Annotated in this window: 23 protein-coding genes; all 23 read right to left on the bottom strand. The window is 42.8% G+C overall.

Going from position 1 to position 22,243, the window contains the following annotated elements:
* Positions 1-32 precede the first annotated feature (32 nt).
* The 23 genes from XMG59_RS07960 to XMG59_RS07850 all read right to left on the bottom strand — a co-directional run bounded on the left by XMG59_RS07960 (position 33) and on the right by XMG59_RS07850 (position 22,204).
* A complete protein-coding gene (locus XMG59_RS07960; RefSeq protein WP_173498500.1) occupies positions 33-1,190 on the bottom strand; it encodes a glycosyltransferase in 1,158 nt (385 codons plus the stop codon).
* The gene (wecB, locus tag XMG59_RS07955; protein WP_173498499.1) at positions 1,190-2,320 is read right to left on the bottom strand and encodes a non-hydrolyzing UDP-N-acetylglucosamine 2-epimerase; all 1,131 of its coding nucleotides are present in this window, start codon (positions 2,318-2,320) and stop codon (positions 1,190-1,192) included. The genes XMG59_RS07960 and wecB (XMG59_RS07955) overlap by 1 nt, the downstream gene beginning before the upstream one ends.
* Positions 2,321-2,378: 58 nt before the next feature.
* Entirely contained in the window at positions 2,379-3,503 is a 1,125-nt protein-coding gene (locus tag XMG59_RS07950) for an NAD-dependent epimerase/dehydratase family protein (RefSeq protein ID WP_173498498.1), read from the bottom strand.
* A gap of 3 nt (positions 3,504-3,506) precedes the next feature.
* Positions 3,507-4,535, bottom strand: a complete 1,029-nt coding sequence (locus XMG59_RS07945; RefSeq protein WP_173498497.1) for a polysaccharide biosynthesis protein — start codon at positions 4,533-4,535, stop codon at positions 3,507-3,509.
* Positions 4,532-5,446 carry a glycosyltransferase family 4 protein gene (locus XMG59_RS07940; protein ID WP_173498496.1) on the bottom strand — a complete coding sequence of 305 codons (915 nt, stop codon included), beginning with the start codon at positions 5,444-5,446 and terminating at the stop codon, positions 4,532-4,534. The genes XMG59_RS07945 and XMG59_RS07940 overlap by 4 nt, the downstream gene beginning before the upstream one ends.
* A 152-nt stretch (positions 5,447-5,598) precedes the next feature.
* A complete protein-coding gene (locus XMG59_RS07935; protein ID WP_173498495.1) occupies positions 5,599-6,759 on the bottom strand; it encodes a hypothetical protein in 1,161 nt (386 codons plus the stop codon).
* Positions 6,756-7,568 carry a hypothetical protein gene (locus XMG59_RS07930; protein WP_173498494.1) on the bottom strand — a complete coding sequence of 271 codons (813 nt, stop codon included), beginning with the start codon at positions 7,566-7,568 and terminating at the stop codon, positions 6,756-6,758. Before XMG59_RS07930 ends, XMG59_RS07935 begins: the two co-directional genes overlap by 4 nt.
* Entirely contained in the window at positions 7,552-8,700 is a 1,149-nt protein-coding gene (locus tag XMG59_RS07925; protein WP_173498493.1) for a glycosyltransferase, read from the bottom strand. Before XMG59_RS07925 ends, XMG59_RS07930 begins: the two co-directional genes overlap by 17 nt.
* Before the next feature lie 3 nt (positions 8,701-8,703).
* Positions 8,704-9,771, bottom strand: a complete 1,068-nt coding sequence (locus tag XMG59_RS07920) for a hypothetical protein (protein ID WP_173498492.1) — start codon at positions 9,769-9,771, stop codon at positions 8,704-8,706.
* The gene (locus XMG59_RS07915; protein ID WP_173498491.1) at positions 9,768-11,039 is read right to left on the bottom strand and encodes a hypothetical protein; all 1,272 of its coding nucleotides are present in this window, start codon (positions 11,037-11,039) and stop codon (positions 9,768-9,770) included. Before XMG59_RS07915 ends, XMG59_RS07920 begins: the two co-directional genes overlap by 4 nt.
* Before the next feature lie 11 nt (positions 11,040-11,050).
* Positions 11,051-12,163, bottom strand: a complete 1,113-nt coding sequence (locus XMG59_RS07910) for a DegT/DnrJ/EryC1/StrS aminotransferase family protein (RefSeq protein ID WP_173498490.1) — start codon at positions 12,161-12,163, stop codon at positions 11,051-11,053.
* 17 nt (positions 12,164-12,180) lie between these two features.
* Positions 12,181-12,792, bottom strand: coding sequence for an HAD family hydrolase (locus XMG59_RS07905; RefSeq protein ID WP_173498489.1), 612 nt, complete (start codon positions 12,790-12,792; stop codon positions 12,181-12,183).
* Entirely contained in the window at positions 12,776-13,675 is a 900-nt protein-coding gene (locus XMG59_RS07900; RefSeq protein WP_173498488.1) for an NAD(P)-dependent oxidoreductase, read from the bottom strand. Before XMG59_RS07900 ends, XMG59_RS07905 begins: the two co-directional genes overlap by 17 nt.
* Entirely contained in the window at positions 13,672-14,736 is a 1,065-nt protein-coding gene (locus tag XMG59_RS07895; RefSeq protein ID WP_173498487.1) for a carboxylate--amine ligase, read from the bottom strand. Before XMG59_RS07895 ends, XMG59_RS07900 begins: the two co-directional genes overlap by 4 nt.
* Positions 14,733-15,428: a bifunctional 2-polyprenyl-6-hydroxyphenol methylase/3-demethylubiquinol 3-O-methyltransferase UbiG gene (locus XMG59_RS07890; RefSeq protein WP_173498486.1), complete on the bottom strand. Its 696-nt coding sequence runs from the start codon at positions 15,426-15,428 to the stop codon at positions 14,733-14,735. Before XMG59_RS07890 ends, XMG59_RS07895 begins: the two co-directional genes overlap by 4 nt.
* A 31-nt stretch (positions 15,429-15,459) precedes the next feature.
* Entirely contained in the window at positions 15,460-15,855 is a 396-nt protein-coding gene (locus tag XMG59_RS07885) for an FdtA/QdtA family cupin domain-containing protein (protein WP_173498485.1), read from the bottom strand.
* Positions 15,852-16,724 carry a glucose-1-phosphate thymidylyltransferase RfbA gene (gene rfbA, locus XMG59_RS07880; protein WP_173498484.1) on the bottom strand — a complete coding sequence of 291 codons (873 nt, stop codon included), beginning with the start codon at positions 16,722-16,724 and terminating at the stop codon, positions 15,852-15,854. The genes XMG59_RS07885 and rfbA overlap by 4 nt, the downstream gene beginning before the upstream one ends.
* Complete coding sequence (rfbB, locus tag XMG59_RS07875; protein WP_173498483.1) at positions 16,725-17,819, bottom strand: dTDP-glucose 4,6-dehydratase; 1,095 nt, start codon at positions 17,817-17,819, stop codon at positions 16,725-16,727.
* Positions 17,816-19,084: a UDP-N-acetyl-D-mannosamine dehydrogenase gene (wecC, locus tag XMG59_RS07870; RefSeq protein WP_173498482.1), complete on the bottom strand. Its 1,269-nt coding sequence runs from the start codon at positions 19,082-19,084 to the stop codon at positions 17,816-17,818. Before wecC ends, rfbB begins: the two co-directional genes overlap by 4 nt.
* 9 nt (positions 19,085-19,093) lie before the next feature.
* Positions 19,094-20,212 carry a non-hydrolyzing UDP-N-acetylglucosamine 2-epimerase gene (gene wecB / locus XMG59_RS07865; RefSeq protein WP_371743739.1) on the bottom strand — a complete coding sequence of 373 codons (1,119 nt, stop codon included), beginning with the start codon at positions 20,210-20,212 and terminating at the stop codon, positions 19,094-19,096.
* Between the two features lie 26 nt (positions 20,213-20,238).
* Positions 20,239-21,414, bottom strand: a complete 1,176-nt coding sequence (gene metK / locus XMG59_RS07860; protein WP_173498480.1) for a methionine adenosyltransferase — start codon at positions 21,412-21,414, stop codon at positions 20,239-20,241.
* Between the two features lie 209 nt (positions 21,415-21,623).
* Positions 21,624-21,941: a type II toxin-antitoxin system RelE/ParE family toxin gene (locus tag XMG59_RS07855; protein WP_173480276.1), complete on the bottom strand. Its 318-nt coding sequence runs from the start codon at positions 21,939-21,941 to the stop codon at positions 21,624-21,626.
* Positions 21,938-22,204, bottom strand: coding sequence for a type II toxin-antitoxin system Phd/YefM family antitoxin (locus XMG59_RS07850; protein ID WP_173480275.1), 267 nt, complete (start codon positions 22,202-22,204; stop codon positions 21,938-21,940). Before XMG59_RS07850 ends, XMG59_RS07855 begins: the two co-directional genes overlap by 4 nt.
* Positions 22,205-22,243 lie beyond the last annotated feature (39 nt).

Here is a 22,243-nt window from a genome sequence, read left to right as displayed (position 1 = left end):
CAGTTGCCGAGGCAGTCATATCGAAAAGGCGTTTAATCACTTTCAACCTCACAGAGCAGCATCAACCTATCAACAAAGGTCGATATCTCAAGCCGCTTAAGCAGCGCAGAATTAGCTCTAAATGTTTGCACATCTAACCGCTCGATGTAACGAAAGCATTGCACTAGCTTTTCATTTTCGGGCTCGCAGGTGATGCCTAAATTTTCCTGAGCGACCCAACGCGCAACGCTGGTATCACTACTACAGATGGCCATTATTCCGCAACCAGACAACACATAAGAGGAAGACTTACTAGGGAAGGCATACTGCGTCACCTCATCGTCAATTGGAAGTAGCGCCCACCGGTGCTGTTTGACAATAGCTGCGGCCTCGGCAGCTGGGAGGTAACCAAGATACTCAACGTTATCGTATGCCTGTGCCAATTCCACAATCTGAGGTAAATAAAGTCCACCGCCGACAAAAGTAAAACGTAGCTTCCCTCCTTGCTGAGAGTAGGCGCGTATCGCCGTCATCAACAACGGTATGCGCTGTAAACGCCCTGCATTACCGCAGAAAACAATGTCGCCTGTTTTAACATCGTTACCAGCCGAGTCGACATAAAGAGCAGCGTTATCCAGCAGATGGATAGGTGCCTTAGTACCGCTTCGCTGTAAGATAAAGTCACGCATGTCTGTTGATAGTGTAATAAGGGCAGTAGCGTTGCGTATAGTAATATTGTCCATCCACCGCAGTACTCTCAAAACTTGCCTGTTAAGTGGAATTACAATATTCGCTGTTTCCGGATGAATATCCTGCAGATGATAGTAATAATCAGCTCGAAAAGTCTTGCAATAGAGGAAAGCAATAAAAGGCACCAATACGGGTGGATCTGTAGCCACATACACTTTCCGGGGACGCTCACGTAATAAACTGAACAAAACCCAGACCATAAAATACAGAGACTCTAAAGCACGCTGGATAAAACCGCTAGCCGAGTCGGTGCGTGCTCGACAGGCGCGCATCCTTACATTTCCGCCACGCCCTGAATTTTTCCCAATCTGTTTCAGATTTTCTCGCGACTGAGTAATTACGCATACCTTATGCGTCTGCGCAACTTTTTCTGCAAATTGCAGCAAAGCTTCACCAATCATCTGATTGTCCGGCCAAAACGTGCGGTTTACGATAGCAAGATCCGTCTTTCCTACCGCCATTAATACTGCCTCCAAACCGTCCGCATCACGTAATCACGGTAACTGTGTACGATGCGCAACACTTTGTCCGCCACATTCGGCATACTGTAGTCGAACACAAGCCTTAGGCTGCGGTCACCACCTCGACTTTGCGATTCCAGAATAGCCAGGCCCTGCAGTACTCGCTCCGCTTCTAACCCGACCATCATAGCAGCAGCTTCTTCCATGCCTTCAGGGCGCTCGTGGGCTTCGCGCAGGTTCAACGCTGGGAAATTAAGGATTGATGACTCCTCATTGATGGTGCCGCTGTCCGACAACACCGCACGGGCGCAGAGCTGAAGCTTGTTGTAATCCTTGAAGCCCAGAGGTTTGAGTAGTTGCACATTACCATGAAACTTAACCCCTAGTGCATCTACGCGCTTTTGTGTGCGTGGATGGGTCGATACAATTACAGGGAGGTTGTACTGATCGGCCACCGTATTCAACACATCCACCAACTTGAGAAAGTTCTTGTCGGAATCGACATTTTCTTCACGGTGAGCGCTGACTACAAAGAACTGATGCGCTGTTAGCCCCAGTCTATCCAACACGTTCGACGCTTCAATACCTTCGCGGTAATGATTAAGCACCTCAAACATGGGGCTACCGGTTTTTATCACTCGATCAGGAGGCAGTCCTTCTGCAAGAAGATAGTCGCGCGCAATAGTACTGTATGTCAGGTTGATATCCGCTGTGTGGTCAACGATACGACGGTTAATCTCTTCCGGTACGCGCATATCGAAGCAGCGGTTACCAGCTTCCATATGAAAGGTCGGGATCTTACGGCGTTTGGCAGGCAGCACGGCCATACAGCTGTTGGTGTCTCCCAGTACAAGTACCACTTCCGGTTGAACTTCGGCCAGCACACGATCAACAGCAATGATCACATTACCGATGGTTTCGGCCCCGCTGGCACCTGCAGCACTAAGGAAATAGTCCGGCTGGCGAATGCCCAAGTCACTAAAGAAAATTTCATTTAATTCGTAATCGTAATTCTGGCCGGTGTGGACCAGCACATGCTCACAGTACTCATCTAGTTTGGCCATCACTCGTGACAGGCGAATAATCTCGGGGCGAGTCCCGACCACGGTCATAACCGTAAGTTTTTTCATAATAATCCTTGAATAGGGTCTTTATGTAGCAATTTTCAGGCTTCGGTGATCAGTACTCTTAACAAATTGGACAGGCAAAGGTATCCGGCTTGTCGCGATCAAAAATCTCATTGGCCCAGAGCAGACAGATCAACTCATCATCACCCACGTTGGTCACATCATGGGTCCAGCCCGGCACGGTTTCAACAATTTTAGACTGCTCACCTGACGTGTGCAGCTCGTAAAACTCTCCGGTCAACATATGACGGAAACGGAAGCAGGCAGTCCCCTTGATCACCAGAAACTTCTCGGTTTTGGAATGATGGTAGTGCCCGCCACGGGTAATACCGGGGTGTGCGGTGAAAAACGAAAACTGTCCGGCATCCGGAGTTTTTAGCATCTCGACAAAGACACCACGGGAATCGCCGTGCTGTTGCACCGGGTAGGTAAAGCGCTCCGGCGGCAAATAGCTGACATAGGTGGAATACAAGGCGCGTACCAGCCCCTTGCCCACGGGCTCAGTAATAAGATTATCCCGTGTCGTCTTGAAGCGGTTAAGCTGATCAGCCAACTCACCAACGCTGATCCTGTATTCGGGGGCGACTTCTACATAGGCGTTATCAATACGGGGGCTGATTAATTCACTACCGGCCAATAGTGCCATGAAGTTATCAACCACATCATCGATATACACCAAGCGAATAACCGCAGATGGATCGTTGATCTGGATCGGCAGATCGCATGCGACATTATGGCAAAAGGTCGCCACTGCAGAGTTGTAATTCGGCCGTGCCCACTTTCCAAACACATTAGGCAAACGGTAGATAAACACCGGGTTGCCGGTATCCTGCTGCAGTGCGAGTAAAGCGTCCTCGGCGGCTCGCTTGCTGCTGCCGTAGTCGTTATCACGCTCAGCCTGAATGGACGAGGTATATACTACCGGCACCTCTCTGCCGCAGGCCTTGATCGCAGTGCAAAGCTGTTCGGTCAGACCGTAGTTACCGGTCACAAACTCCTCCGAGTTTTGCGGGCGGTTGATGCCTGCCAAATGAAAAACCCAATCGACGCCGTCTAGCAGAGTGGACAGGTCATCGACGCTATGTTCTCGGGTGAAGGGAACGACTTCAACACCTCCTTTCTCTTGGAAGTGCAGAAGCAGGTTTTTGCCAATAAACCCGTTGGCTCCGGTTACGAGTACCCGCACGGGTTAGTCCTCCGGGTTAATGTACTCACCCCGTTCCAGGGCACGAATAAAGTCCAGCTTGCGCAGCAATGCTTGCATGCCGGCCACATCCAGTCGCTCGGTGTTGTGAGAGTTGTAATCTTCGGTATGGGTGATTTTCTCTTCGCCCTGCTCGACAAACTTGCTGTAATTCAAATCCCGTAGATCCGGCGGTACACGGTAATAGCCACCCAGGTCTTGCGCGCAAGCCATCTCTTCACGGCTGAGCAGCGCTTCAAACAGCTTTTCACCATGGCGGGTACCAATCACATTGATCGGGTGAGCCGGCTTGCCCATAAGGCCCGTCAGCGCTTTGGCCAGTGTTTCAACCGTGGCCGCCGGGGCTTTCTGCACGAACATATCACCGTTACTGCCATGCTCGAAGGCATACAACACCAAGTCTACTGCATCACCCAGAGTCATCATGAACCGGGTCATTTTAGGGTCGGTGATCGTCAGCGCCTTGCCAGCACGAATCTGATCCACAAACAACGGAATCACGGAACCACGTGAAGCCATGACGTTACCGTAGCGCGTGCCGCATATCACGGTTCTCTCGGGATTTACGTTGCGTGACTTGGCGACCATCACCTTTTCCATCATCGCCTTGGAGATGCCCATGGCATTGATGGGGTACACCGCCTTATCGGTGCTCAAACAGACAACTCGTTTGACCTCGTTCTGAATGGCGGCTTCCAGCACATTTTCGGTGCCGAGTACGTTGGTTTTCACCGCTTCCATCGGATGGAACTCACAAGACGGCACCTGCTTGAGCGCCGCCGCATGAAATATGTAATCAACCCCACGGGAAGCGTTAAGGACGCTGTTATAGTCACGAACATCCCCGATGTAGAACTTGAGTTTGGGGTTGCAGAAACGCTTGCGCATATCGTCCTGCTTCTTCTCGTCACGACTAAAAATGCGGATCTCTGAAATTGGTGACTCAAGGAATAGCTTAAGAACGGCGTTACCAAAGGAACCAGTACCCCCAGTAATCAGCAAAGAACCTTTCATTGGATTTCCTCAAAAATTGACACGAAAGATAGGAACTGTTGATCAACAGTGGCGATACTCCAACTCAGTTGATGAGCACCAAAAGACAACTGCCGAAGCAACGCGTCATCTCCTATAACGTGCTGGAGCTTTTGGGCGAGAAATTCAGCAGAAGCATCAGTCAGATACAAACCGGTTTTATAATCAATTACAAGGTCTAGCTCAGTACCATCTGCGGGACCGGATACCACCGGTAGACCATGGTGCATCGCAGTGTTAATTGCCAAACCACCGCGCCCTGGAAGTATGCACAATCTCGAATTTAATAGCGCAGTTGATAAATTTTGACCACGTAGATCGCCCGTAAAACAAACGCTGCCGGAGAAAACATCGCCATAGCCCTCAACAACATCATGAAGACTTCCAGCCTGTGGGCCAGTTCCAATAATCTTTAATACATAGCCATACCTGAAAAGCCCGGACAAATAAAATGCGTGAATTAACATGCCAACATTTTTGGCCTCAGCTAGTTGCCCGACATAAATCAAATGTTTTTCCCTTGAAAGAATACAAGGTACAGAATCAAAACTTGAATATGACTTTAATGAGTCCGTATCGATTGCGTTTTGAGCACGACGAATTTTTTTCTGCGAAATACCAAGACTTCGAAAATAAGACTCTGCATGGCTACTATAACAAGCGACATACTCTGAATTACTGGCATAAAAGTAATTTAACGCGTCCCCGAATTGACTTCTCGCTGTCCTCTTTCGGTGCGGTACGGAACCCAGCGACCATAAAACCAAACGAAAACCAATAAAAATACGAGAAAGAACAAGACATATACTAAAAGGAAAAGAGCTGTTACCGTCAAAGACAACAACATCTGGCTTTGATTTCTGAAGAAAGCTCAAAATTTTGAAATATCCCATAAAAGATCTTGATGTAGAAATTTTCGAAAATAAGAACCTATCAGTGTCCCGGTCAAAGGTATTGGACAGAATGGTAAATTTGTATTCGCTTGCAAGACGCTCGAAAAGCCTAGCATTATATATCGCGCATTTATTTTGAATAAAAAAAACTTTCATAGAATAGTACGCAGCATAGCCCAAGTAACCTTTGTGGTAAGACAGCGATCATAAATATCACTAGAGATTGACGTTACATCAAAGGTACCATGTAAAAAATTGCTTTGATCTAAACATGTAGCGTCATAGCTGCTCAGGCATTGCTTGAACTGATCTAACGAAATAGTCTTTTTTGGCATGTAAGAAACGTCTCCTAAATACGCATCTGCACAAGACGAAAACAAATAAATATTTGTAAAAGGGAAAACGCCTCTAAACCGAATTAAATCAATAGTAAACGTCAACACGTTTAATTTGACTAACTCCAAGACGGAAGTTCCCATAGCGAAACCAACATATAATCCAGTTTTTAAATAATCATCCAGTGCTGCACCAGAAAGTGTACCGGGATAACGCATTTCAACACCTTCAAAGCTTTGTTTTTTAAGCCGCGACAAACTGTCACCTTCACCAATAACGTGCAATACTAAATCACGACCAAAATGGTCCGCTAAAAACGACAATGTATTGCCTACATGCAAGATCGAACGATATTTGTCTTTATCAATCCGTCCTAACCAAACAAATTCAATCGGGCCACATCTAGAGAAGTTTTCACCACTACAAGGCTGGTTCAACTCAATCCCTATTGGGATGATCGGCATGGCAAAATCACATGTAAAAAAAGATGACATCGAGGATGAATTAGCGGCGTCCATGGAAATAAGACCACCGTTAATGGTCAGCGAACCTATCATCTCGCGCAATTGCCGAAAACGAAAAAATTCTAAAACTCTTGCGATACCACCGGAAAATCTAACGGGGAACTTTGTATATACTGACCTGTACCTAAAAAAGGATAGAAAACCACTCGGGTGTATCGCCCAAGTCAATATCTTTATACTTGAAGGCAAAAAATCATAATTAAAGTTAGACAGTTCACTTAGAGGTGTAAGAAAAACACAGTCACCATCAATTCTTAATTGAGATAATTCGTCATATTCAAAGAAATCGAACTCAATTGAATTTTCTTCGAGAACTGATTTGACATAGCCATCAACAAAATCGCAAACAATTAGCTGAACCGGAAAACTTCGGGCAAGCTGAGTAGATACGCGTGCGATCAAATTCTGTGCACCACCAGTATGCCTGACAGGGTAACAAACAAGAATTCTCAAAACCCGCTCCGCTTAAAAACATATCTTGCAAGAAACAGATCACCCCCAAAACGCCGAAAAGTTCGTGATTTTTGAGCTGTCGATTCTAGCAACAACATGCTCCGTGAAGAAAATGGTACAAGAAACTCATCACATTCATGAAAGAAAATAGGGGTTATCATAAATTTGTCAAAAAAGCCAAGTTCTAAAATACCACAATCAACATGAGCCGACAGTAAACTTAACTGAACACATGACCGTTTCGTAGAAACAGCAAGGGGAACTCTATCAATTACGACAATATCAGGATCAATATCCGCCATTAACTGTTCTAACAGGTCAACTGCGTTTTCTAAGTACTGAAAACAACTGTCAGAGAACAGAATAACAAGATCCGAACTACGTGTAACTGGTTTGAACCTCACATCAAAACAGCACCAATTGATTGAATCACCTGAACAAATAAACGAAGTATCCGCTGAAGCTGAAGAGTCAACCATATTCTTAGTTTCAAATACAGTATAATTCAACTGATAAGAGCTAGGAAAATATTTACGAAATCTTAAATACCCCTTTCCGACTCCCCCGCCAAAATCATAAATAGTTACTCTCCTTTCTTTACCCTCATACTCATTTAAAAAATCAGTTATAAAGACATCTCGAGGGGGCTCACCAGATACTTCGAATCTAGTAGCACTAAATCTATTATCAGAAATTACTTTCGATCGGTAGGAGCTTAAACTCAGAAGCCTTCTTTCAATATTAAAATATGGAATAAAAAGATAGATGTAAAAAATACTTCGAATAAAAAAATTATATAATATCCGCATTTAATACCCTCTCATAGTCACCAACGAGTTTTGCTACGACGGCATTACAGCAGTATTTCTCATCAAACAAGCGCGCAGCGGAAGCCCTCATATCGACGATTTCGATATCAGACAAATCACATGACTTATTAATGATATGCTTCAAATCAAAGCTAGACCTTGAAACAAAACCTGCCTTATACTCTTCTAGAAACGGAAGATCGACCTTTTCATTAACTATCGCAGGCAAGCCAACTGAAATTGCCTCTACTGAGGCTAATGAAGTCTCTTCATAAATGTTAGAGTTTATAATATAAAAATCATTATTAGCATATAAACCATAGCGAGACTCGTCATAAATAGGATCAATTACGCAAATTAACTCTTCAATTTGATACTTTTGAATTAAAGAAAGAATTAAAGCTTTGTCATCGCCATCGCCTACAATCGTAAGGAACCAGTCTTTTCTTGTTTTTGATATTTCCCCAAAACACTTGACCAACTCAGGAACACCTTTGCTTCTGTGGAGTCGACCTAAATAAAGGAACCTAGTACACCCCTCCACATTCCTTCCACCGAGAAAGCGATTGAAACTTGAACCTTGTGTTGTGAGTAGCCCCAAAGAAACATCTTTACATCCGTAAGACTTCAAGAGTTCTAGCTCATGATTAGTTTGACCAAAACCTAGATTACAACGCCGTACAAAGGGCTTCGTAACGAAAAAGTCATAGATTTTATTTAAAAGCCGATCCTGATTTGGGAGTGATCCAAAGGGACTAAAGACCAGCCTTACCCCGGGGAAAAACGAAAAAAACAATGCTAGCAAATTAAATATAGAACGAGACTGCGACAGATGAATTACTAAATATTTTGAAGCTGTATAGACCTTATATATTTTTCGGAAAGACCGGAATAATGAGATACCATAATAAAAGCTCGAAAGTATGCCCGAATTGCGGAAATAAAAAACATTTTTGTTCGGTAGAAATTTTTCGTCTTGTTTCTCATACGAAGCCAAAACATAAATTCCCATAGAATCCAAACTACTAATGTGATCAAAATAAGTCTTCATTATCCGCGGCGGACCACCGTGCCGCCAATGAGGCGCAAAAGCATAAGAAAGAAAAATGACATTTGTTTTCTCTGGAATCATTAACTAAGATTTCCGAACCAGTTGAGTTATGAACGAAAACAAGAAGATAGACTCAGTCCATATTAAGCCTGAAAATATCAACATGCAAAAAGAATATATATAAAGAACAGAAGTAAGTCGCATTTTAGATCTTACTGAAGTGTAGAATGCATAAAGGACTAATAAGGAAAAAAACAGTCCAAATATATATCCAAAATTAATTATAAGTTGTTGAAAAAGGCCGTGGGGAACAGCACCAAAATTTTCCAAATTACCAATACCCAATCCCATAAGAGGAAATGAATCCAACCAACCAAATAGGATAGAGTTAACTGAAATTCGACCATTCAACAACAAATCGAGATTGTAATTCTCAAAGAATCTTATAAAAATACTTAAAATTCTCATTATACCGTAGGAATCAAGACTTATATAAATTAAAAAAGAAACAATACTAGCCACAAGCAGAATCAACCTTATCGGCAAGTAGAGCAATATAAAAATTGACAATACAAACAGCGGGCCTCGCGCGCCTGTCCCAAGAAGAGGTAGTATCAATAGCAAGGATAATGTAGCATGTAAATATCCGCACCTTTCGGCATTTAAAAATAAGTAGTAATTTAAAATAATGATCAAAAGAATAAAATAACCCGATTCTTGATAATTTCCTGCCCCTACTGTAGTTAACGATTCCTTACTTTGCAGGAAGAATATTATTATTATAAAAAAAGACGTCAACATGATAAGTGGCGATATGTAATAAATACTTTCGTATTTATCGCGCCAGATAATGGCTAGAAGTACACCGGGCATGCCTATCAAAATAAACTTAAACAACTCATAGATAACATTAGAACCACCATGATACATGTAGATTATCAACGCATAAAAATAAGAGGCTGACAATAGAAATCCAAACAAAATTGATTTAGATCCAGCTGTATCCCGAAATAGTAAGTAGGCAAAAGCACATACGAATAAAATGAAAGACAGTGCGTAGAACATACCGAGTTCAACAGCCGAATCCGGGAATAAAATAAAATAAATCGGGCGCTGCATCAAACAAACAACAAACAACAAAGAGGGAATCATGTAAACATATCCCTGCCATAGAATAACGCCGCTATGCACAACATCACTACCATATAAAAAAGCGACCCGAAAACATAGGGAAGACCGAGGGCCAAAACAACGTCCCAGCTAACAAAATTTAAATATAGTATTCCAAAAACTACTAAGGCCGCAAATTCAGAGACAATATATATTTTCCACTTTCCCTTCACCAATATATAATAAGTAATACACAGACCTATTGAGCGAAAAAAATCACCAATAATGTAATAACCAATTATGCTTTCTATAAATTGAAAGGACTCACCTAATATCAGTTTGACAAAAAAGTATTTTAGCGAATACAGAATGGTGCCACCAATTAGAAAACATAAACCCATAAATGATATTGAATAAATCATCTCATTTAAGAAATTTTCCTTAGTTCGAACTCTAGAAAATCTTGGCATGAAATACACACTTAATATGGAGGCAGCTATCGCGGTATATAAAACAGATATGCGAACCATTGCCTCTTGATAACCGGCATATTCCACCCCGAAATTGTCTGAAACATATAATCTTATGTAGATATTAAACAACGGCAAAAGTGTTATTGAAAATAGTCCAATTAGCACATAATTCTTGTAATTTAACATCCAACTCAAAGTTGGCAGCCTCGGCAGTTGCAATAAGTATCTTCTCTCATCTACTCCCAATTGAAGATAATTAACAACTAGATACATAGCACTTGAGAAGCTAAAGCCGATCATGGCGCCATCCTTTCCATACATAATTGCTCCAAACGACACCGAAACTAATATTGACAAGCTGTTTACCAAGCTCATTCTATAGACTGTTTTAGAATGACCTAGACCGGTAACAAGTGAATTTAAAACCATCGCAAGCGCATATGTTAATGACATTGCTGCACACCAATATAGCGTGACTAAACCCTCATTCTCAAGTGATGACATTTCAAGGAACACATCTGAAATTGAAATCCCAATACATATGATCAAGAAGAAAAACAACATAATCGTGTAAGCTTGTGAAATATGACGCTCTATATTGTCTTTATTCTGTAATGCTACTTCGTGCACAGTAAAGTTTTGTAGGCCTAAAACTGAAAGCCCATTTACAATTTGGGATATATATATGTACACGCCATATAAGAGAATACCGGCGGCCCCTAAATATTGGGCTACTATTTTAAGGGTCAGCAACGCAGCCAGGGATTTTATTACGAATATTATTGACGGATATGCTAAGATATTATAATAGTCTTTTATTTTGTCACTTGATATCAAAATTGTCTCTTCTAAAAATTATTACATACTTCTATTATTTTTTCTACTTCATATTCCTTCAGGGCTGGTCCAATCGGTAGGCTAAGTACCTGATCGTGTATCTTTTCAGTTATCGGATATTTCAATTCATTAAAATCTTCGTATGCAATTTGTTTATGAGGGGGAACTGGATAATGTATTACAGTCTGGATACCCCGCGATGTTAAGTATTCTTGAAATGCATATCTGTTCTCAGTTCGTATTACATATAAATGAAAGACATGCCTGCTTGAATAATTTATAATCGCTTTTTTATCTACTGGTAGAATCAAATTTTTATTATTTATTTCTGATGTATATCTTGCAGCTATTGATTTACGTATTATTGTTTCATCATCGAGATATTTAAGCTTTACATTTAACATTGAGGCCTGTATTTCATCTAGGCGACTATTAACACCCTGATAAAGGTTTTCGTATTTTTTGTGGCTACCGTAATTTGCTAAGGCGCGGATAGTGGTTGCTAATTCATCATTATTCGTCGTAACGGCACCTGCGTCGCCCAGCGCACCGAGGTTTTTGCCAGGGTAGAAACTAAAACCCGATGCGTGACCCCAACTGCCAGCTTTTGTACCGTTGATCGCCGCACCATGCGCCTGAGCAGAATCTTCTAACACCAACAAACCATGCGCTTCAGCTAATGCCATTAGCTCAGGCATTGGTGCTAACTGGCCATATAAGTGAACAGCAAGAATAGCTTTGGTGTTAGAGGTAATGGCAGCCGCTGTTTTAGTCGGGCAAAGGTTGTAGGTCCACTCGTCTGGTTCAACTAAAACCGGCTTCAGTCGATTTTCGGTGATGGCAAGTACGCTGGCAATGTAGGTATTGGCTGGAACAATGACCTCATCACCTTCCTTCAATTTGCCGAGTTCTTTCCAGGCCCGTAATGTGAGTGTCAATGCGTCCAGGCCGTTTGCAACACCGATACAGTGCCGAGTACCGCAGTAGGCCGAAAACCCTGACTCAAACCTCTTGAGCTCTGCTCCTTGAATGTACCAACCGGAATCGATTACACGGGTACAAGCCTGCACTATCTCATCACGGTACTTTGAATTTATTTCTCTCAAATCTAAAAATTTAATCATTGTCAACTATTATTAAATTACAAAAAGTTAGTTTTAGTAATATCATATAAAATCAAGTCGGGACTATACTCTTTTAAACGTTCCTCTGACATGAAACCACTAAGAACAGCGCAGGTCTTGATACCTATTCTTTTACCCGCTATAACATCATGTCCAGTATCACCGAACATCCAGTCATCCTCACTAAATAATATATTACTTTTTTGAAGCAGTTCGGCTTTGGTATGTTTTTGTTCGGTTACCAAGACATCTTGAAAAAAGCTTAAAACTGACAACTGAGCTAACTGCTTTTTAACTTGATATTTCGATTGCCTTGCGGTACATATAAATAGAGAGTGTTCCTTACTGCTTTTCTCCAAAAAACCTGAAACACCACTTATCAAAGTATCCATACTTAAGTAGTGATCACTTTCAATCAAATTCATCCACTCGTATACAAATTTTTGTACAATCGGCTCAGCAAAACCAAATTGTTCTTTTAGGATATATTGATTGCTTTTTCCGCTAAACTTTAAGGCCCAATAGTCGGAGTAGGATATGTTTTTTATTCTACTAAGATCACAGAAAAGCTCATAAAGTCTTCTCTTTGAACAAATCAGAGTACCGTCAAGATCAAATACTAGATTCATATTTTTCTTTCATATATTGATATTCAATCTTGAGACCTTTAATCAATTCAGTTTCTTTATCTAGAAGAGTAGATAGCAATAAGCCGTTATCAAATACTAAATCTCGCTTTTGATGACTCGAATTCCTTCGGTTGATTTTTACTTTTTTTCCGCTTATTTCAATCGCTTTTTCTAAGATATCTTTTATTGAAACAGCAACGCCAGAAACAATATTTATATCTATATTCCTAACGCATGAATTTAGGGAGTTGGCTACCGCTTGAACTACATCTTGAATAAAAATATAACTACGTAGCTCGCAACCGTCACCCCAAAGCTCTAGCGGCTTATTTTCTAATAAATTTTGAATAGCATTAGGCAGAACCTTTTTATATTTCTCTTCACCTGGCCCATAAACGTGACCAATACGTAGATTCAAAAAATCTAAATCTCTCTGCCTAGAAAAGGATTTTATCATTGATTCACAATATAGTTTAGAAGACCCATATAAACTTACTGGATCAATTTTAGATTGCTCAGATAAAGACTTAGTTGTAACAGCATAAATATCTATGGTACTTAAATTTATAACTTTCTCTAAATTTATAAAATCATAGGAAAGAAGTTCGGTTGTGAAACCTATATTGCCAAAACATTTTTCTATATCGTTTGCTTGGCTTGCATCTTTTGGTATAAAAGCACCAGCATGAATGATATGAGTGATATCATCGAACCGACCTTTATCTAGCCCAAAGTTTATTTCATTATCATAAGTAATACTGTTTATACTGGGAATTTTATTCGAGGTTAAAGCCACAACTGAATCATGACCCAATTTTTTAAGAAGATACATCAGAAGATGAGTCCCTATAAAACCCGATGCACCTGTCAGTAAGACCTTCATTCAAAACTGACCTCTTGGTCTATTCTCTCATTTATTAAGAGCCTCGGTTCAGTGTCCATACCTCTCACCCACATCAATCCATTTTGTAAAGGGTTTACAGTGCCTATTTTAATACCCGCACTCTTACCCAAAGCTAAATTTTTAAATATTTCAGGGAAGTTAACTCCTGCTTCTGTAAAGAATCTTACTGTCGTAAAAAATCGAGAAATATTAATTTCCGTTGGATTAGGAATTCCGTTTACATCGTAAGCCATATCTACCCCAAAAATGCCATGAGGCTTTGCGCTCACTGCTTTAACAGAATTGATTGCAACCTTACTTACCTGTTCGTTAGAAACGGTTATACCCACCTTTGTAACACCAGTGACGCCCGAAATAGCTCTATTGCCGTGCGTCCACCCTTCCCTTGCCCGGGTCTGCGCAACAACTAATTCTCCGTGATGCCATATAGAAAGCCATGTTACTGTCCTGGCTGTTAACATTTCTGCTGCAATAAAATCACCCCAACCTTTGTAATGATCTATCCATGCTTTTGCTAAACTGTAGTCGCCGGTTGGTAGCGCACCTTTACCGCCACCTCCAATACCACTATTCCTTAACCAGATCCTCCCTTGAGAATCGCCTAAATCTTTAAATGCTCTTTTAAGGTCATCTTCAGTATCTATAGTGACGTTAACTGGTACAGTAACACCCGCATTTCTAAAAGCTTGGTAAGACTTGTCTTTGTGCACACACGTATCAATTACTGAGTGCTCTGGCATAAATATCTTAGTCCCAGTCGCCTCTATATCTTCTCTAATCAAGGATGCGTGAAAAATCTCTAGATCGTTTTGAAAATGCACAAGATCTGGCTTTTCTTTCCTTAATATTTCTAACAATCTTTCGTTATATCCGGGAGTATTTGCATATGGAACGTAGTACTTCTTATGTGACCGAGAAAGGATAAGGTCTGTTGGCTCTGAACCAATTCCAATTATATAATTATTTGGATTTTTTAATAATGAATAGATGACGCCCTCTGACGGAGCCCCTCCTGCACCCGCTATTATAATTTTATTCATGCTGTCTCAATCACATTTTGGCAAACTATAAATATTTCAGCACAATGATCTGGGAATTGCTTACCTAAGCTGTAGAATGCATCCATCATTTCATCCGTCCAATTTTTCTCAATTTGTCCATTTGATAATGGCTTAAAAAATACCCCTCCCTTATATTTAACGTCCATACCAGCTGACACAATATCATAAACAAATGATTCCATCGTATATACACGCTGATGACCTAGCTTATGATCCCGATCGTTTAGCTGAGTTTTAGATTCAAGCAATCCCATTTCTACTGCAGCTAAGCGATGAATGGAGTCACCATTTGGAACTCCAGCTATGATAACTCCTTCCGGCGACAGCCATTTTTTTGCCCTTTTCAGCAGCGCTACAGGGTCATCAACATGTTCGAGAATATGCTCCATTATAATTGTGTCAAACTTTTCATTTGGCTCGTAATTTTCAAAATATGAACATATTTTTTTTAGGTTCGGGATTTCAGGAATTTCATTTATTAAGTCCTGTGATCCATCCACAGCCACGACACTTTTGAAATCTTTTACCAGTAATCTAGTCATGACTCCCTCAGCAGGACCCAATTCAAGTAAATTACCGCCTTTGAACCAGTTTTTAATTGATCGATAACGATATTCAATAAGCCTACGGTCAAAATCTAATTGTTCATTTAAGTACCAAGTGCCCTTCATAGCATTCCTTTCGATATTTAAATTTAATTACTTATATTTTTGCTAATTCATGTTTAAAGTCTTCGTAATCAAGTATGTAGTCTGCTTCGTCATAGTGCTCGCTGGCTAGGACAAGCAACACACAATCAGCTGTTAAGTCGTGCATAGTTCCCCAAACCAAAGCGTCTTGCAGTAAACCGATATTGGGCCGATTCAACTCATACGTAATTTTCTGTTTGCCGTCATCCAGCGTGACTTTACAGGATCCATTCACTGCAATTAGATATTGTTGAGTTCGATGATGGGAATGCTTACCACGTGGTATATCTGGCTGGGTTCCATAGATGTAAAAAACCCGTTTCACGTCAAATGGAACATCTTTCTGGCCTTCAATGGCAACCAACTTTCCACGGTGGTCACCCAATATACGATGTTCGGTAATACTCATACCTGCTCGCCCGCCAGCCTAAGTAGATATTGACCATAACCATTTTTGCTTAATGCCTGCCCCTGTTCTTTCAGCGCTTCTTTACTAAGCCAGCCGTTGTTGTATGCTATCTCCTCCAGAGCAGCCACTTTCAAACCTTGGCGATGCTCAATAGTCTGCACGAAGCTACTCGCTTCGAGTAGGCTTTCATGGGTGCCAGTATCCAGCCATGCGAAACCACGCCCTAGCAGTTCTACGTTAAGATCACCGCGCTCGAGGTAAGCTTGGTTCACACTTGTAATTTCCAGCTCGCCACGGTGCGAGGGTTTCACTTGCTTAGCGATCTCCACCACCTCGTTGTCGTAGAAGTAGAGTCCGGTCACGGCGTAGTTGGACTTGGGCTGGTCGGGCTTTTCTTCAATGGAGATAGCTTTATTGTTCTCGTCAAAGGCAACCACACCGAAGCGTTCTGGATCTTTTACTTGATAGCCGAACACGGTTGCACCAGAGGTGAGGGCAGCGGCCTTTTTCAGTTTGGGCGAGAAGCCCTGGCCGTAGAAAATATTATCTCCCAGCACCAGACAAACACTATCAGACCCAATAAATTCCTCACCTATAATGAAGGCCTGCGCCAGGCCATCCGGGCTAGGCTGTGCAGAGTAACTGAGCTGAATGCCGAAATTGCTGCCATTGCCTAATAGCTTTGAAAAGTTAGGTAAGTCTTCAGGGGTGGAAATGATCAAAATTTCACTGATACCAGCCAGCATTAGCACCGAAAGTGGGTAGTAGATCATTGGCTTGTCATAGATGGGTATAAGCTGCTTGGAAACACCTTTCGTAATCGGATACAAACGCGTTCCGGTACCACCGGCGAGGATAATTCCTTTCATTTAATACTTCCTTAAATGGACTTGAGCCGCATCTGTATTTTCACCGATACGTGTTAAACGGTAATTTCCATCCAAGACTCGTTGCCACCAGCCACGGTTCTCGAGGAACCAAAGCACAGTTTTCCTTAGACCGGACTCGAAAGTCTCCTGTGGCTTCCAGCCAAGTTCACGCTCAATCTTGCTTGCATCAATGGCGTAACGCAAATCATGTCCTGGACGATCTTTGACGAAGGTGATGAGATCTTTGTAGTTCGCAATACCCGCTGGTTTCTCGTGGTGAAGCTCTTCCAGCAACTCGCAAAGGGTGTACACAACTTCAATGTTCTGTTTCTCGTTATGACCACCGATGTTGTAAGTCTCACCTACCGCAGCAGTAGTTGCAACCAAGACTAGTGCACGCGCATGGTCTTCGACGAACAGCCAATCGCGGATCTGATTACCATTGCCATAGACAGGCAGATCCTTGCCCGCCAGAGCGTTAAGAATCATGTGCGGAATCAGCTTCTCTGGGAAGTGATACGGACCATAATTGTTGGAACAGTTGGTGAGCACTACTGGGAGCCCAAAGGTACGGTGCCACGCACGGACCAAATGGTCTGAGCTAGCTTTGGAGGCAGAATATGGAGAACTTGGCGCGTAAGGCGTGGTCTCGCTAAACAGATCGTCAGTCCCTTCAAGATCGCCATACACCTCATCGGTTGAGATATGATGGAAACGGAATCTCACTTTTTTGTCAGTTGAAAGCTGCGACCAGTATGCACGAGCAGCTTCCAGCAACTGGTAGGTGCCGACGATATTGGTCTCGATAAAGTCAGCCGGTCCCTCAATCGAACGATCTACGTGGCTCTCAGCGGCGAGGTGCATAATGATATCGGGCTGAAACTCTGAAAAAACAGCATCTAGGGCTGCCCGATCACAGATATCTGTGTGGCTGAATTGGTAACGCTCAGAATAAGAGACCGGTGCTAATGACTCTATATTGCCCGCGTAGGTAAGCTTATCGAGGTTTAAAACCTGATGATCAGTATCGTTTATCAGATGACGCACAACGGCCGAACCTATAAAGCCGGCGCCACCCGTTACAAGAATTCTCATTTCGACCATATCCCTTTAGTGTCTATAACAATTGAGCTTCCGCGTGGTGACACATTTTTGAACTCTTTATGATCAACGAGCAGCACTACGATATCAGCCTCATCCAGCCCTTTTTCGATCGGTACCAGTTCTAATTTTTTAGAAACAGGTAACACTTTGATATTTGGCTCCACTGCTAGCACTTTTCCGTGATGCAGTTTTGCGATGCTTGAAGCTATACTCATAGCGGGACTTTCCCGCAAATCATCAATATCGGCCTTAAAAGCTAACCCAAAGCAGGCTATGGTAATCTCTTTAGAAGTTTTGTTAGGGTTTTTTTGAAGAATATTAAAGATAGCGTCTTTTACCTTATTTACTACCCAGTTCGGCTTTGAATCGTTTACGGTTCTAGCAGTGTGAATTAACTTTGAGAGCTCAGGAGTTTTACTCACTATAAACCAGGGATCTACAGCAATACAGTGGCCACCGACACCCGGGCCAGGCTGCAGGATATTGATACGCGGATGCCTGTTGGCAAGTGAGATAAGCTCCCACACATCTATTTGCAGCTCATCACAAATTAGCGATAACTCGTTAGCGAAGGCAATCTGAACGTCTCTGCATGAGTTCTCTGTAAGCTTAGCCATCTCAGCCGTGCGAGCATTCGTTTTTACACACACACCTTCAACAAAAGTTTTGTAGAGTTCAATCGCTCGATCGGAGCATCTATTAGACATACCTCCAATCACACGATCATTCTGAACTAATTCACGAACAACGTGTCCTGGAAGTACTCTTTCAGGACAGTGTGCGACTGAAATATCTGCACTTTCGCCAATCTGTTGCGGAAAACTCAAATCAGGGCGAGCAGTAGCTAACCACACAGCCAGTTGCTCAGTGGCACCGACCGGTGACGTGGATTCAAGAATCACCAAGTCGCCTTTTTTTAGAACCGGAGCTATCGCCTTCGATGCTTTCTCTATGTACCCAAGATCCGGTTCTGGGATTTCTGAGCAATTCAATTTGAAGGGTGTAGGAACAGCAATAAGAAATGCATCAGCTGGCTCCGGAACTGTAACTGCCTTTAGATACCCATCTTTAACAACAGAGCGAACAATGATGTCTAATTCTGGCTCAACAATGTGAATTTCGCCGCGGTTAATCGTATCGACTGCTCTCTGGTTGACGTCTACACCAATTACCTTTTTCTTTCTCGAGGCAAACATAGCCGCTGTTGGCAGACCAATATAGCCTAGACCAATAACGGAGATCGTTTCAAAGTTCATTTACCTTCCCTACATAGTCATAAAATCTAAGATACGCTTACAAGCCTGGCCGTCACCATAAGGGTTGTGGGCGCGAGACATGGTTGCGTATGCGCTTTCGCTCAACAACAGGTTTCTAACTTCACTCACGATAAGTTCTACATCAGTACCGACCAGTTTTACCGTGCCGGCATCCAAAGCCTCGGGGCGCTCAGTTGTGTCGCGCATGACAAGAACCGGCTTACCCAGCGAGGGAGCCTCCTCCTGTATTCCACCGGAGTCCGTCAATATCATGTAGGACTGCGTCATAAGATAAACAAATGGCAAATAGTCTTGCGGGGGTATCAGATGAACGTTACTGCAATCCGCAAGAAGGCGATTCACTGGCTCCTGCACATTCGGATTGAGATGCACCGGGTAGACTATCTGGCAGCTAGGGTGCTCATTCGAGATTTTGCGTAGAGCTTTGCAAATACGAACAAACCCACCGCCAAAACTTTCTCGCCGATGGCCGGTTACGAGGATCAACTTTTTGAACGAATTTAGCATCGGAAACAGTGAAGCCAACTCTTCACGCAACTGACTATCGTTGTCTAATTTATCCTTTACCCACAGAAGCGCGTCGATGACCGTATTGCCTGTAACCGAAATGTCGGAGGGTAGCACGTTCTCGTTCAGCAAATTCTGTTTCGAAGTGTCAGTTGGCGCAAAATGGTAACGCGTCAGTACGCCCGTCAGTTTTCTATTACCTTCTTCCGGCCATGGCGAGTAGATATTCCCAGTGCGCAGACCAGCTTCAACATGGCCCACGGGTATCTGCTTGTAGTAGGCCGCCAGAGCTGTCGCGAAGGTCGTTGCAGTATCGCCATGAACAAGGACTATATCTGGCTTGAACTCATTCAGAACAGTCTCTAAGCCCTTCAAAATACCGGATGTGATATCACTTAGGCTTTGACCTTGCTTCATCAAGTTCAAATCGTACTCGGGGGTAATTTCAAACAAACCGAGCACTTGATCTAACATTTCACGGTGTTGTGCGGTTACGCACACCCGCGACTCGAATCGCTGATCTGCATCCAGCGCATGAACAAGAGGAGCCATTTTGATAGCTTCAGGACGGGTACCAAAAACCACAAGTACTTTCTTCACTTTTTTATTTAGCAACCACGTATGTCCTATCTCAAAAGACTTACTTTGTCTGTTTGCTCCCATGGGAAGGCAGTAAAGGTGTCGTTATCGACTGTCATCTCAAACGGGTTGCGGCCGAAATGACCGTATGCCGCTGTCTGGCGGTACATTGGGTGCAGAAGGTCTAGCATATTGGTGATCGCGTATGGGCGAAGATCGAAGTTGTCGCGAACAAGCTGGATGATCTTCTCATCAGAGATCTTGCCCGTACCGAAGGTGTTGATTGATACCGAAGTAGGTTCCGCCACACCGATTGCGTAAGAGACCTGAATCTCACAACGATCCGCAAGACCCGCTGCAACAATGTTCTTAGCTACGTAACGACCAGCGTATGCAGCAGAACGGTCCACTTTTGATGGATCTTTACCCGAGAACGCACCACCACCGTGACGAGCCATGCCACCGTATGTATCTACAATGATTTTACGGCCCGTTAGGCCACAGTCACCTACAGGGCCGCCTATGACGAACTTTCCAGTCGGGTTGATATGATACTGAGTACCTTTGTGAAGTAGTTCAGGTGGCAATACATGCTTGATTATGAGTTCATGCACGGCTTCTTGCAGGTCGCTTTGAGAGATCTCAGGGTTGTGCTGAGTTGATAGAACAACTGCATCTATAGCTACTGGCTTACCGTTTTCGTAACGGCAAGTAACCTGAGACTTAGCATCTGGACGCAACCAGCCAAGCAGGCCAGATTTGCGCGCTTCAGCCTGACGCTCTACAAGACGGTGCGCGAAGGTGATTGGGGCAGGCATTAGCACGTCAGTTTCGTTTGATGCGTAACCGAACATCAATCCCTGGTCGCCTGCGCCTTGATCTTCAGGACGTGAACGGTCAACACCCTGAGCGATATCAACAGATTGTTTACCGATGATGTTGATCACGCCACAAGTATTACCGTCGTAACCTACGTCAGAAGAGGTGTAGCCGATATCGTTGATAACGTTACGTACTAGATCTTCAAGATCGATCCAAGATGACGTGGTAATCTCACCAGAGACAATAGCAACACCCGTCTTAACCATCGTTTCACACGCAACACGTGCGTATTTATCTTCAGCAATTATTGCATCAAGAATTGCATCTGAAATTTGATCAGCAATCTTATCTGGATGCCCTTCTGAAACCGATTCAGAGGTAAAGATCGAATACTCACTCATTTTTAATATAACCTATTGATATTAATGATGATTTATAAAATTTTAACTTTTTCTAGTTGCAACACCCTTAGTGTAACCTTAGGGTGATTTTAGGGTTGATCGAAAAACTAAATCCTTCTATTTCAATCTACTTTAGATAGCGATAAGGGCCACGTATCGCGCACTCATTAGGGGCTTAGCGACAAAACTTTTCAACCAATCGGTTAAAACTATCTAACACTAGGTCGCCAATAATCTCTTTGACCATGTCGCACATGGAGAACGTAAACCTTGGAATTTATAACAGTAAAAAGAACTCTCCAACGGCTTGCTTTTCCATACAGTAATTGTCGGATTTCTTCTTCGAACTCGGAGTTTTCAGGCGCCAAAGGATGCGATTCAGGAAATATCTCCAGGCTTAGAATTTTTTCCTCAAGGCCACTTTTCCATTTCGCGGCATAAACAGGATTTTCAAGCTGATACCACCTGAAAGCCTCAAGAATGTTTTCCCCAGCAAATGGCGTAATAACGACAGCGTAATGCTTCATTTTAACGTCGCAAAAAAGTCACTCGCCTCAAGTCCGTCACCATCTAGGGCTTGAGATAGGCCTTTACGAATTCCTGCCACACTTTGCGCGTATTCAAGTTGATCCTGTGCTTCTTGCCAAGCATCTGCATCCATAACCACAAGGGCAGGCTTTCCATTCACGGTTAAGATGGAAGGTCGACCGCTATCTTTTAAATGACTTACAAAGTTAGCCGTATCTCGCTTAAATTCAGTTAGCGGTCGAATATCTTTAGTTATATCCATAATAGACACCATATAAACACTTAATATGCGTCATTATAG

Origin of the sequence: Marinobacterium sp. xm-g-59 (assembly GCF_013283315.1) — a bacterium.
Taxonomy (GTDB): domain Bacteria; phylum Pseudomonadota; class Gammaproteobacteria; order Pseudomonadales; family Balneatricaceae; genus Marinobacterium_E.
The sequence above is the reverse complement of the archived record's forward strand: the minus strand, read 5'-3'. Positions and strand labels throughout refer to the sequence as shown.